Below are 13,213 nucleotides of genomic sequence, written 5' to 3'. Positions count from 1 at the left end.
CGAAAGTTTAAAGACATCCGGGGAAATGTCTGAGTGAGTGTGTGAAGAAAAAGAACTTTTAATACGTCTTTTTACTATTAAATAACTTCTCTATAAAAGAAAAGGTCGTTTCTGATAAAATAATCTGTGAGCAATTAAACTCCAACAGGCTTTTCTTGCATATTGTAATCAGGTTCTTGTTGGTTTTCAATCATCATACTAGTGAAATGAAAAAACTCGTCGTAACTATATTTTTTAGGATAAATAGATGTGTTCATAAGAGAGGCAGGTGTATAAAATAAGTTGTTGCTTTCTGCCCATTTAGATTGATTTCTTAAACTTTCTACATGTTCCATATTGTTTTTTGGAGCACCATATTTTTTTACCCAAGTACTATATGTTCTGTCGTTAAACCATTCGCTATATGCTTTTACAAATCTTTCTGATCCATCAGTGTGATATATTTCCATTAAGCGTAAACTGATCTGCGTGGCTTGATTGTCAAGGTCGTCTAACGATACTTTTAATCGTATGACAATCTGAAGTTGCTCGCTCATTGTTCGTAATACTCTTGTATATGCTTCAAAAGCACCTTTACAATATCCACACATTGGATTAGTTAGGCTGATAATCTTGAATTGAGCATTTGGGTTACCTAAAATAATTTCATTAGTAATCGTCGTATTATCTGTAACTTTTTCGGATAAACTTAATAAGTGCTCAAATATTTGTCGGTCTCTTTTAAAATGATTGAGTTTTATATTTTCGTTTTTATAATCTTTATTTTCTACAAGATTTTGTTTTATGTGGATATAAGCCAATGTTCCTAGTGCAGAAATCATCACAAAAGAAGCAATTGATACTAAGGAAAAACTAAAAGGTAGACTATATAGTGATACTGCAATCAAACCTGTAGATATGGCACTTATAGCAATACATATAGCACACCATTTTTTAATTACAAATGCTTGCGAATAAATTGAATAAATTATGAAGGGAATTCCTATAAGCGTCGGTAATAATAAAGTGCTATTATATCCATAAAACAATTGGTATATAATAAGAATACCAAAAAAGGCAATGCTGGCATCTGCTAAAGAGAAGTTTTTAAATAATTTACCGGTGTTGTTGTTTATTACATCACCACAATTAGAATTTCCAACAGAAGTACAAAATTGGTGCATTGTATTTGATTGGATGCCTAAACTTTCTCTAACAGCAAAAAGACTGAAAACTACACCAGAGATTGATAGTAGTAAAAATAATACTTGATATAAATCAAAAGATCTAAAAGCAAGCGTTGTCAAAGCACCTAATAATAATCCTCCGAATAGAATATTTTGCACTAGAGATTCTTTTGAGAAAATAGCGCTGTTTCCCGTATTATGCTCAACAGCTATTACCTTAGGAACCCATATTTTTTTGAACTCTTCATAGGTGAATTTCTTGGTGTCGAGATCAGTATGTTTTAGTTCAACATTTCCATTCTTGTTAATGATAGATACAATTTCTTCAGAATTCTCTTTTTTTACTAGAGAAACAAAACTTTTTGGTAGTTGATCTAAAGCATCGACCGGGACTTCTACTGCAATGTTATCTATATCGAAATAATCAAGTGTGTCAGTAATTGATTGAAAACTAGGATAATTTGGATGAATTTGTAATTGTAGTTCTAAATCTTTCTTATCATAATTACTAATTCTATTTTGGATTAGAACAGTTTCAACTATTTTTTCAATGTTATTCTTCATGAATCCTTAAGATGTTTGTTTTGCGTGCTTACTTCTGATAAAGATAGTATAAGTTGATTGCCCCATATCTACTTGCATCAATATTTTTTCTTTAACAATTAAGAGTTTCGAAATTTATTTTCAGAATTAAAAGCTTCCTAAATTAGAGATTTTAAAACTTTTATTAAACGAGGATATTACATAAAATAGAGGTGGAATAACCGTAATTTTATAGTTTATTTATGTTAATTTTTTAATCTAAAAAACTGTTTTACAGGTATTTATATTCTTTTAAAACATTCAAAAGATATGTTTTTGGATTTATGTTAAAGTTTGGTTTTTTGAAACATTTGCTGGGTTAATGTAGCTGATAATCTGTTTTTTCCCCAAAAACTCTAGTCTATGTAATGAATGATATTCTAGTGTAATTGGATTTTGATACTTTTGCAATCAATCTAAGAAATTAAAAAAGATAAGTTTGAAAAGAAAGTATATATATCCGTTAATGGTTTTGATCGTTACCGTTGGTTTTTATTATGTCGAAAAACATATAGACGAGACAAAAGGTGAGTACACTAGCGGAAAAATAGAAAATAAAGAATTAGGTTTTTTCTATCTCCCAACTTCTACAACTAAGACTGTAATCTCACATAATAACTACTCTTTATCTTATTCCGAAAAACACGAACAACCAGAATGGGTGGCTTATGAGTTAAAAAAAGAACATCTTGTCAAAAATGAATTTAAGAGACCATTTTTTGAAGTTGACAATAAGGTGAGGTCGTCTTCAGCAGATTGGAGAAACTATAAAAATTCTGGGTATGACAGAGGTCATTTATGTCCTGCAGCAGATAGACGATTTACTTATGATGCATTTGTAGAGACATTTCTTACATCAAATATTTCTCCTCAAAATCACGATTTTAATGCTGGGATTTGGAATCAGTTAGAACAAAAAACAAGATATTGGGCAAAAAAATACAATGGAGTTTATGTAATAACTGGTGGAATATTAACAGATGATCTTAAAACAATTGGATATGAAGCAGTTTCAGTTCCTGAGTATTTCTATAAAGTAATTTTAGATTACAGTTCTAAAAAACCAAAAATGATTGCGTTTTTAATTCCTAATAGAAATACAGATAAGAAATTATCTAGTTTTGTTGTTACTACTGATAGTATAGAGAAATTATCGGGGATTGATTTTTTTCCAAAATTATCTGATGATTTAGAAAATAAACTAGAAGCCTCTTCTAGTAAAAACGGTTGGAAGTTTTAATCTCTGTAGTATAAACAGTTTGATCGGTTTATTTACCATTCATTGACTCTATTAGAATCAAGTTTGACAAAAATGAAAAGTAGTAATGTGAACCCCCATAAACCAGATCCTCCATAACTAAAGAAAGGCAGCGGAATTCCTACGGTAGGTAGTAAACCGGTAACCATCCCTACATTTACTACAAAATGAACGAATAGAATTCCTACTACGCTATATCCGTATACTCTACTGAATTGAGATTTTTGTCTTTCTGCTAGATATAAGAGTCTTATGAGTAATCCAATAAACAGTATGATTACTGTGGTAGCTCCAAGAAAGCCCCATTCTTCTCCAACTGTACTAAATATATAATCTGTATGCTGTTCTGGTACGAAACCACCTTTGGTTTGAGTTCCTTCTTTCCAGCCTTTTCCAGTCCATCCACCACTTCCGATAGCAATTTGACTTTGGTTTGTATTGTATCCAATACCTTTAGAGTCAACTTCTTTTCCTAAAACGATATTAAAACGATCACGATGTCTTTGTTCAAAAACGTTATTAAATATGTAGTTGACAGAAAAACAAAATCCAGTGATAACAATAATTGTCAATAGATATCTGGAATATTTGGGCTTGTGTTTCCTATTTCTAATAAGAATTAATAGCATTATTGTTGCAATACCAAGAACGACCCATAATGGAGTGAATAACAAAGTTAAAATGAATAAAGCGGCAGCAGAGGCTCCAATGATAAGATATGTCGCTGCGAGCCCTTCTCTGTATAAAGGAAAGAAAAAAGCAGCATAGACCAATGCACTCCCAGGATCAGGTTGAGGTATAATTATTAACGCAGGTAAGGTTATAATTAAAAATGCTCGTAGTTGGTGGTTGACTAAATTAATATTAGTCTGCATATCACTTAAAAATTTAGCAAGGGCTAATGCGGTTGCTGCTTTGGCAAACTCTGAAGGTTGTAGACCTACAGGTCCGAATGCATACCACGATGTGGCACCATTAACATTTTTTCCAAATAAAAATAGTCCTAATAAAGACGCTAATGATATAACATAAATCAAACCAGCAAATCGTTCATAAAACTTGGTTTCAATCGCTTGTGTTATAACTATGATAATAATACTTAGCGCAATCCAGTATAATTGTTTGATATAAGGTTTTGTAAAATCTGTTAATGAGAAAACTTCATCACCATAGGATGCAGAGTATATGTTACCCCAGCCAAAACCTATCAATAATAAAAACAAAAGTATAGTTAGCCAATCTATAGCTCCTACTGCTGATCTACCCATTATTGGTTGATTTTAAAAGGTTCTCCGCTATAAGGTTTTGCATATTCTTCTTCGAGGCTATGTGTTAATACCCAATCTTCAAGATCAGTTCTGGAGATAGATTGTTTTAAGTATTTTTCTATCATTAAACTGGCAATTTTACCAGCATATCTGGATCCCCAATATCCATTTTCTATGAATACTGTAAGAGCAATTTTTGGATTGTTTTTGGGCGCAAAGGCTATAAAAACTGAATGATCAGTCAATTGCATACGTTCTCCGTCGACTACGGTGTAATTTTCTGCAGTTCCTGTTTTACCGCAGATTTCTATATCTTTTACTTGTAATGATGCGGCAGTACCTTGAGTATATACTTGATGCATTCCTTCGATTACTGGTTCAAAATGCTCTTTATTTATTGTTGTGTATTTAGGTTTGGTAAAATTTTCAATCTCTATAGGTTGGCCATCAATAGCTTTGATTATATGTGGAGTATGAAAATATCCTCTATTCGCTATGGCTGCAGTCATGTTTGCTAATTGAATTGGTGTAGCTAACACTTCTCCTTGTCCAATAGCATTTGATATAGTAGCGGTAGGGTACCATTTATATTTAGGGTAGTTGTATTGTCTATTGTAAAATTTGGAATTCGGTATTAACCCTTTACTTCCACTTGATAAATCGTTGCCTAGATAATTCCCTAGTCCAAAACTTTCTACATGTTTTTCCCAGTTGTCTATACCTTCTTGAGGAGTGTCATATTTATTAATACTTCTTAAATATACATTTGCGAAGTAAGCATTACATGATTGAGCAATACCAGGTATCATGCTTAAAGGACTTCTATGCGCATGACAACCCAGTTTGGCCTTTTTACCATATCGAAATCCATGATTACAAGAAAAACTTTCTTTAGTGTCTACAACTCCTTCTTGTAGTCCAATCAATGCAGTTATTGCTTTAAATGGAGATCCAGGAGGATATTCTCCTTTTACACCACGATCAAATAATGGTCTAGAGATAGAATCATAGTGTAGTCTAGTGTAATTAGGAGATCTTTTTCTTCCTACTAATAATTCTGGTTTATAACTTGGAGCTGTTATTAATGTTAGAATTTCTCCTGTTGCAGGATCTAACGCCACGATACCACCTCGCTTATTCTCCATTAATTTTTGACCGTATGCCTGTAATTCTTCGTCAATAGTTATAGTAAGATCTTTACCATTAACGGGAAGCGTATCGTATTTACCATTTTTATAAGGACCAATATCTCTGTTGAACCTGTCTTTCTGTATTCGTTTTATTCCTTTTATTCCTCGGAGTTGGTTCTCATATTGTTTTTCTACTCCTTGCATTCCAATTAAATCACCGGAGAGATAGTAAGGATCCTTTTTTATTAATCCATCATTTACTTCGGCAATATACCCAAGTACGTTTGAAGCATTTATGGTATGATAATCTCTAAGAGAACGTTTTTGTATGTAAAAACCATCAAATTTTCGCATTTTTTCTTGTAAGTATGCATACTCATCTTTGGTTAATTGAGGAATGACTACAGATGGAACACGAGGGGAGTAGACCCTTGCTTTGCTCAATTGCTTAACGAGTTTTTCTTTTGTGATCTTAAGTATTGAACAAAATTCTAAAGTATCGAATGGTTTTAGTTCTCTTGGTATTACCATTACATCATAAGAAGGTTGATTGGTAACTAAAAGCTTACCATTTCTATCATATATAGCTCCTCGTTGCGGGTAATCATATAATACTTTGATTGCATTATCTTCCGATAGTGCAGCAAAAGAAGTGTTGTAGATTTGTAAATAAAAAAGTCTTGCGGTGAATACAATACCGGTGCTTATGATGATAAGATAAAGTAATAATTTTCTCATGAGTCTTTTCTTCTGAACAATACTAGAACAACCATAATGACTATGATTGAAAATAGACTAGAAAATAACGTTTTTTTGGCAATTAATAGTATGTGAGAAAAGTTAAATATTTCTAATGAGAAAAGTATGATATGATGTATCAAAACTATTAAGGTTACATATGCTAAACGCTGGCCAAAACCTACTTTGCTTAACTTCACTGTTTGGAACTCATAGCTTAATCCAAAAACTGATCTTAGAATTACAGGGCGTAAATATGCTATGCATATACAAGCTGTAGCGTGGATACCACCAGAATCTCCAAATAAATCTATGGTTAACCCTAAAATAAAACTTAAAAAGAGGAATAAGCTTTTATTTATATTTATTGGAGCAAGTAGAATGAAAATAATATATATATAGGGGTTTAGGTACCCCAAAAAGTTTATATGATTAAGCACAAAAACTTGAACTAAAACCAGAATTAGGAATCTACCTATATATAAAAGAATATTATTATTCATCTACTTTAGGGGTTTCTAACAATTTAATTTCTGTTGCGTGATTACTTCTTATTGCATATATAAAGCCGATATCCGTCATGTCATTAAATAATTGGACATCAATTAAAAAATAACTCTGATTTTGATCTAATTCATAGTTTAATATTGTTCCAATTCCTATTCCTCTAGGAAAAATAGTAGATCGCCCATTAGTGATAATCGTATCTCCTTTTTTTAAGATAGCTTGTCTTGGAACAGTTTCTAGTTGAACTATGTTTGGATCTTTACCATTCCAAACTAAAGATCCGTATTGATTGGATCTTTTTAATCCCGCATTAATTCTAGAATTACTATTTAATATAGAAATAACTCTACTGTAGTTTTTAGAGGTGTTCTCTACAATACCTACAATTCCTTTGTCTGTAATTATCCCCATATCTGATTCAATACCATCTTTTTCACCTTTATTGATCAGAATGTAGTTGTCAGCTTTGCTATAATCATTTTTATAAACATTCCCTTCTATAAAAGTATAAGGTTGATTAAAAGATGATGTGTCTATATATGTGGTAGCTATCGTATCCCTAGTTAATTTACTTAGTCGATTTCGTAACTGTACGTTTTCTTCTAATAGACGTTCATTTTTATTCTTGAGTCCAAAATAATTATTTATCGAATATCTCCACCCATAAACACCTCCTGAAAGAAAATTGGTAGAACTTATAAATTTACTCTTGTGATAACTATGAGATTGAATTGTAAGAATTAATGATAAAAACAAAAGCAGCAAAAATAATAGGAAGTTTTTGTTCCGTATTAAAAAATTGATAATCTGCTGCATGTCTTATGGGGATACTAAATTCTAATAATATTATGTTTTTATAGTGTGTTTTTTCACTTGATTAAAAACAATTAAAGCAGAATAACGTTAAAAATGAATTTTAGGTATATTCTACTTATAATTTTTATAAAAAACTATTATTTAATCAATACACTCTTATATCTATTAATGTTTTTAAGGGTAATTCCAGTTCCCCTTACAACTGCTCTCAACGGGTCTTCTGCGATATAAACAGGTAAATCAGTTTTTTGAGACAATCTTTTGTCAAGACCTCTTAGCATTGAACCTCCTCCGGCAAGATAAATACCAGTGTTGTAGATGTCTGCAGCAAGTTCTGGCGGTGTTTGCGATAATGTTTCCATTACAGCATCTTCAATTCTAAGAATGGATTTATCTAAAGCTTTAGCAATTTCACGGAATGATATCTGAACCTGTTTTGGCTTCCCTGTAAGAAGATCACGACCTTGTACATTCATTTCTTCTGGAGGTAATTCTAAATCTTCGGTTGCAGCTCCAATCTGTATTTTTATTTTTTCTGCAGTTCGTTCACCAACATATAAGTTATGTTGAGTTCTCATGTAATATATAATGTCATTAGTGAAAACATCACCTGCAATCTTTACAGATTTGTCACATACAATTCCTCCTAAAGCAATTACTGCAATTTCTGTAGTACCTCCACCGATATCTACGATCATATTTCCTTTAGGCTGCATAATATCAACACCAATACCAATAGCTGCAGCCATTGGTTCGTGAATAAGATATACTTCTTTTCCATTAACTCGCTCTGCACTTTCTTTTACAGCACGCATTTCTACCTCCGTAATCCCAGAAGGAATACAGATAACCATTCTAAGTGCAGGAGTAAAGATCTTTTTTTTCAAAGCAGGAATATCTTTAATAAACATGCTTATCATTTTTTCACTAGCATCAAAATCTGCAATTACTCCATCTTTTAATGGTCTAATGGTTTTTATGTTCTCGTGTGTTTTTCCTTGCATCATTGCAGCTTCTTTACCTGCTGCAATTATTTTTCCAGACATAATATCCCTGGCAACAATGGATGGACTATCCACCACTACTTTGTCATTATGAATAACTAAGGTATTTGCGGTACCTAAATCTATAGCAATTTCTTCAGTAAAGAAGTCGAAAAATCCCATATAAAACGATAAAAAGGGTTAGAATTGAGTAAATGTACTAAAATTAATGCTTAAAATGACGTGTTCCGGTCATTACCATAGCAATTCCGTTTGCGTCACAGTAATCAATACTTAATTGATCTTTTATAGAACCCCCAGGTTGTATAACCGCTTTAATGCCGGCATTGTCTGCAAGTTCCACACAATCAGGGAATGGGAAGAATGCGTCACTTGCCATGACAGCCCCATTAAGATCAAAATTAAATGATTTTGCTTTTTCTACAGATTGTTTTAGCGCATCTACTCTAGACGTTTGTCCAGTTCCACTAGCTAATAATTGCTTCCCTTTGGTAAAAACAATAGTATTAGATTTCGTGTGTTTGCAAATCTTAGAAGCAAATAGTAAATCTTCAATCTGTGTTTCCGTTGGAGTTACTTTAGTTACGGTATTCAAGTCTTCTTTAGCATCAGTTTTTAAATCTTTATCCTGAACCAAAGCACCATTAAGACAAGAACGAACTTGTGTTTTTGGTAACTCGATATTTTTTTGAATCAGAATGATTCTGTTTTTCTTTCCTTTTAATATTTCTAAAGCTTTATCACTATATGATGGAGCAATCACTACTTCACAGAACAATTTATGAATTTCTTCAGCAGTAGCAATATCAATTTCGGTATTACTAACTAGTACACCTCCAAATGCAGAAGTAGGATCACCAGCTAATGCGTCTACATATGCTTGATGTATAGTAGGCCTTTGTGCTAATCCACAAGCATTATTATGTTTAAGGATAGCAAAAGTAGGTGCATCGTCCTTAAATTCATTCATTAAACTTACTGCAGCGTCTACATCAAGAAGGTTGTTGTATGATAATTCTTTTCCATGTAATTTATCAAACATTGCATCAAAATCCCCAAAGAAAAATCCTTTTTGATGGGGATTTTCACCGTAGCGTAAAACTTTTCCTTTGGTTTCACTAATCTTAAGTGAAGCAATTTCATGATCACTATTGAAATAATTAAAAATAGCACTGTCGTAGTGAGAAGAAACATTAAATGCCTTCGCAGCAAAACGCTTACGATCTTTTAGTGAGATACTACCATTTCCTTCCGAAATGACCTCTAAAAATTCAGCGTAATCTTCTACAGAAGCTACACACGTTACATCTGCAAAATTCTTAGCTGCTGCTCTAATTAAAGAAATCCCTCCGATATCAATTTTTTCAATAATATCTTGTTCAGGCGCACCTGATGCAACTGTTTTTTCAAATGGATATAAATCAACAATCACGATGTCAATTTGTGGAATTTCATACTGTTCAAGCTCTGCAACATCACTATCATTATTTTGACGATTTAGAATTCCTCCAAACACTTTTGGGTGTAAAGTTTTAACTCTTCCTCCAAGAATAGAAGGGTAAGAAGTAACATCCTCCACTGGAATAACATTCACTCCCTGATCTTTTATAAATTTTTCAGTACCACCAGTAGAATAGATAGTAATACCAAGTTCATCTAATTTTTTAACGATAGGTGCTAACCCGTCTTTACTGAATACAGAAATTAAGGCAGATTTAGCGGTTTTTGTGTTGCTCATGACAATTTTTAGTTAGTAAAACGCAAAAGTAGCAATTTAGTTATCAATTAGACAACCCATTGCGCGTAATTGTTTTAGATATTTTGTAACAAAATTGCAAGGAAAACGTCCTATCTTTATATTGTTCAAAAAACAGCACATGCTTATCTATCTTAGAGTACTAAAAGAGAGTTTTAATTTTGCGATTAACGCTCTTCGAAACAATAAATTAAGAACCTTTCTATCTTTGTTAGGAGTTACTATTGGTATATTCTCCATTATTGGAGTTCTTGCTGCGGTTGATTCCTTAGAGAAAGAAATTAAAGGAAGTATAAGTTCTTTAGATAATAGTACCATATATCTTACTAGAATCTCTTTTGGACCTACTCAGGTTCCTGATTGGAAAAGAGAACAATTTCCTGATGTAACTTTTGAAGAATATCAGCACGTAAAAAGAACTATGCCAGATCTGAAGGCAGCAAGTTTTTTGTTAAATGTTGGGCAAGAAACTTTAAAGTATAATGATAAAAGTATTAGTAATGTGGATATGGTACCGGTTACTAATGATTATTATGATATTGAAGAGTTGCAAGTAGTCCAAGGAAGATTTTATAATGAGCAAGAATCAGTAGGAGGAGCTCCAGTAATTGTAATTGGTGATGAAATAGCCAATAGTCTTTTTGGGTCGAGTGATCCAATTGGTAAAAAGATTCGTGTTTATGGTAGAAAATTTACGGTAATTGGTGTTTTAAAGAAAGAGGGGAGTGGTCTTTTTGGCGGTTCTAAAGATACTGCTGCAATATTACCGGTTAATATAGTAAGAAGACTTTATGGAGATAATAATAAGTTTACATTTCCAATGATTATTATAAAGCCAGAATCAGGTAGCGATGTGCCTGAATTTGTAGCTTCCTTAACCCAGAAAGTGCGTTCTTATAGAGGTTTAAAGCCAGATGAAATTGATGATTTTTTCGTGAATCAATTACAAGGCTTTACCGATTTCATAGATAATATCACAGGAACAATGTCTCAAATAGGCGGTTTTATTGGTATGTTTTCGCTTTTAGTAGGAGGTTTTGGTATTGCAAATATTATGTTCGTTAGTGTAAAAGAGCGGACGAACCTTATTGGAATTCAGAAAGCGTTAGGAGCTAAGAGAAAATTCATATTGCTTCAATTTTTGTTTGAAGCCGTGATCCTCGCCGTATTTGGTGGGTTAATTGGTTTAGTGTTAGTTTGGTTAATTTCTAAAGGGGCCTCTAGTATGACGGGTGATTTCGAGTTTATACTTTCTACTTCCAATATGTTTTGGGGAATGTTTTGGTCTACTTTGATCGGTCTTATCGCAGGTATTTTTCCTGCTTGGATGGCAGCTAGATTAGATCCGGTAGAAGCAATTAGAACTGGAATGTAGAGGAAGAGTATGTTTTTATACTATACGAAGCGAAGCAACAGGTAAATATTCATTCCTAGGGCAATCAATATAATTACCAAAACGGCAACAGGTATTAGTTTTATAATAGTATTTCTCTTTTTGTTTGGGGTCATTATTGCAGTTGTCATAAGGTAAAAGTACTATGAATTAAGAGGTTACGAAATAGGTAGAAATACTTGTTTGTGTTTGTCAATAAATTTTAGTCGTATTTTGATCCATTTTTAAAATAGATATGAAAATAAAAAAAGCCGAAGTATAACTTCGGCTTTTTTTATTACAGTGAAATAAATTTACTGTTTTACTATCCTTTTCGTCGTTGAGCCTGTTTCGGAATATATGGTTATTAAATATAATCCAGAACGTATTGATGAGATATCTATAGTATTTATAATGCTACTAGAATTTAATTTTTGTGAAAGAATTAATTTTCCACGAATATCAAAAATTTCAGTACGCTCTATCTCTAAGCCAATTGCTCCTGTGATATTTATAATATTATTGGAAGGAGTTGGATATACAGTAAGAGCATTTGCTAGAGTTTCGTCGTTAACATCTAGTAAATTATCATATACGATACTGAATTGAGTTGCTACGGTATTTCCATTTCCTGAAAGATCATTTACGCTGTTTGGGTTAATATCTACGGTTATCGTTCCTGGTGTAGTTGCTGTTATTGTAGCTGTATAGGATAATCCTCCTCCAGAAAGATTAGCAGCTGTACCATTTCCAACAATGATATCGCTGATATCAAAACCTGTAATATCTTCATTAAAATTTATAGTTATTTCGAATGAAGAGTTACTAGTAGGGTTAGGTTCCGTAGAAGAAATGCTTATCGTAGGCGGTGTAGTATCCTTAGTTCTAACGTCAACAGCAGATATGCTTTCAGTATTACCAAGAGCGTCAGTAAGAGTAACTATTAATGTAATTAGTCCATCATTTAATCCGCTTAGATTAATTCCAGTGATCTGATCTGTAGCAGTGGCAATGACTCCCGATCCAGTTACGTTGGTCCCACCACCATCACTTTCAAATAAATAATTATACGTAGCTCCAACTTCAGCTGCACCAAAAGTGAAATCAATTCCTGTTTCATTTGTTAAGTTTATAGCGGTCTGATCAATGCTAACGGTAAATCCGGTTGGACCAGTATTATCAACATTAAAAGTAGTACTTGGTCCAGCAGCTAATGCTGTATTTCCGGCAGTATTACTTGCAGTTCCTGCAGCAATAGAAATTCCGATGGTTCCATCACCAGTGATACTACTAATCGTTACTATTCTTGTAACTGTTCCTGACCCTGTGATAGTTACAGAACCTGCTGCATCACCAGTAGTATTTAAAGATATATCACTAGTAGCTAAAGTTACTGTATCCGCATCTGTATATGTTATAGTATAAGTAATAGTTCCAGTACTTGTATCTGTGGCACTTGGTGCTCCAATTGTTGCCGTTGGAGTAGGGGCAACATCATCATTTAAAATATTTAATGTGGCACCATCGGTAATATCGATGTCTCCAGATGCTACCGTTGCTGGAGATAGTCCACTCATAGAGATGGAAACCGTTTCATCTGCTTCTATCTTGGTATC

The 13,213-nt window shown here is 32.9% G+C and carries 10 protein-coding genes; 2 read left to right on the top strand and 8 right to left on the bottom strand.

Annotated features, from left to right (window positions below):
- Positions 1-134: 134 nt before the first annotated feature.
- Positions 135-1,730: a vitamin K epoxide reductase family protein gene (locus BMY33_RS10325; protein ID WP_091408061.1), complete on the bottom strand. Its 1,596-nt coding sequence runs from the start codon at positions 1,728-1,730 to the stop codon at positions 135-137.
- Positions 1,731-2,187: 457 nt separating this feature from the next.
- Here BMY33_RS10325 and BMY33_RS10320 point away from each other — a divergent pair, with 457 nt between their 5' ends.
- On the top strand, positions 2,188-2,988 hold the full coding sequence (locus BMY33_RS10320) for a DNA/RNA non-specific endonuclease (RefSeq protein ID WP_244543002.1): 801 nt from the start codon (positions 2,188-2,190) through the stop codon (positions 2,986-2,988).
- Positions 2,989-3,020: 32 nt separating this feature from the next.
- On the opposite strand, the gene rodA is transcribed toward BMY33_RS10320, so the two are convergent.
- The 6 genes from rodA to purH form a co-directional block, all read right to left on the bottom strand.
- Positions 3,021-4,274, bottom strand: coding sequence for a rod shape-determining protein RodA (rodA, locus tag BMY33_RS10315; protein WP_091408058.1), 1,254 nt, complete (start codon positions 4,272-4,274; stop codon positions 3,021-3,023).
- Positions 4,274-6,142 carry a penicillin-binding protein 2 gene (gene mrdA / locus BMY33_RS10310; RefSeq protein ID WP_091408056.1) on the bottom strand — a complete coding sequence of 623 codons (1,869 nt, stop codon included), beginning with the start codon at positions 6,140-6,142 and terminating at the stop codon, positions 4,274-4,276. Before mrdA ends, rodA begins: the two co-directional genes overlap by 1 nt.
- Positions 6,139-6,645 carry a rod shape-determining protein MreD gene (gene mreD / locus BMY33_RS10305; RefSeq protein ID WP_091408055.1) on the bottom strand — a complete coding sequence of 169 codons (507 nt, stop codon included), beginning with the start codon at positions 6,643-6,645 and terminating at the stop codon, positions 6,139-6,141. The genes mrdA and mreD overlap by 4 nt, the downstream gene beginning before the upstream one ends.
- Positions 6,638-7,465 (bottom strand): rod shape-determining protein MreC, encoded by an 828-nt coding sequence (gene mreC, locus BMY33_RS10300; protein WP_091408053.1) that lies wholly within the window; start codon positions 7,463-7,465, stop codon positions 6,638-6,640. The genes mreD and mreC overlap by 8 nt, the downstream gene beginning before the upstream one ends.
- A gap of 137 nt (positions 7,466-7,602) precedes the next feature.
- The gene (locus BMY33_RS10295) at positions 7,603-8,631 is read right to left on the bottom strand and encodes a rod shape-determining protein (RefSeq protein ID WP_027393894.1); all 1,029 of its coding nucleotides are present in this window, start codon (positions 8,629-8,631) and stop codon (positions 7,603-7,605) included.
- A gap of 43 nt (positions 8,632-8,674) precedes the next feature.
- Positions 8,675-10,207: a bifunctional phosphoribosylaminoimidazolecarboxamide formyltransferase/IMP cyclohydrolase gene (gene purH, locus BMY33_RS10290; protein WP_091408052.1), complete on the bottom strand. Its 1,533-nt coding sequence runs from the start codon at positions 10,205-10,207 to the stop codon at positions 8,675-8,677.
- Between the two features lie 139 nt (positions 10,208-10,346).
- On the opposite strand from purH, the gene BMY33_RS10285 reads away from it, so the two are divergent.
- A complete protein-coding gene (locus BMY33_RS10285) occupies positions 10,347-11,600 on the top strand; it encodes an ABC transporter permease (RefSeq protein ID WP_091408050.1) in 1,254 nt (417 codons plus the stop codon).
- Positions 11,601-11,911: 311 nt separating this feature from the next.
- On the opposite strand, the gene BMY33_RS10280 is transcribed toward BMY33_RS10285, so the two are convergent.
- On the bottom strand, positions 11,912-13,213 hold a 1,302-nt coding region (locus BMY33_RS10280), incomplete at its 5' end, for an Ig-like domain-containing protein (protein WP_170837057.1).

The organism is Aquimarina amphilecti, from assembly GCF_900109375.1.
GTDB classification, from domain to species: domain Bacteria; phylum Bacteroidota; class Bacteroidia; order Flavobacteriales; family Flavobacteriaceae; genus Aquimarina; species Aquimarina amphilecti.
Note: the sequence above shows the minus strand (reverse complement) of the source record. Positions and strands in the feature narration are given on the sequence as shown.

Excerpts from the sequence above, each read along its gene's own strand:
- BMY33_RS10325 (WP_091408061.1), bottom strand. The coding sequence starts at position 1,730 with ATGAAGAATAACATTGAAAAAATAGTTGAAACTGTTCTAATCCAAAAT.
- rodA (WP_091408058.1), bottom strand. The coding sequence starts at position 4,274 with ATGGGTAGATCAGCAGTAGGAGCTATAGATTGGCTAACTATACTTTTG.
- mrdA (WP_091408056.1), bottom strand. The coding sequence starts at position 6,142 with ATGAGAAAATTATTACTTTATCTTATCATCATAAGCACCGGTATTGTA.
- mreD (WP_091408055.1), bottom strand. The coding sequence starts at position 6,645 with ATGAATAATAATATTCTTTTATATATAGGTAGATTCCTAATTCTGGTT.
- mreC (WP_091408053.1), bottom strand. The coding sequence starts at position 7,465 with ATGCAGCAGATTATCAATTTTTTAATACGGAACAAAAACTTCCTATTA.
- BMY33_RS10295 (WP_027393894.1), bottom strand. The coding sequence starts at position 8,631 with ATGGGATTTTTCGACTTCTTTACTGAAGAAATTGCTATAGATTTAGGT.
- purH (WP_091408052.1), bottom strand. The coding sequence starts at position 10,207 with ATGAGCAACACAAAAACCGCTAAATCTGCCTTAATTTCTGTATTCAGT.
- BMY33_RS10285 (WP_091408050.1), top strand. The coding sequence starts at position 10,347 with ATGCTTATCTATCTTAGAGTACTAAAAGAGAGTTTTAATTTTGCGATT.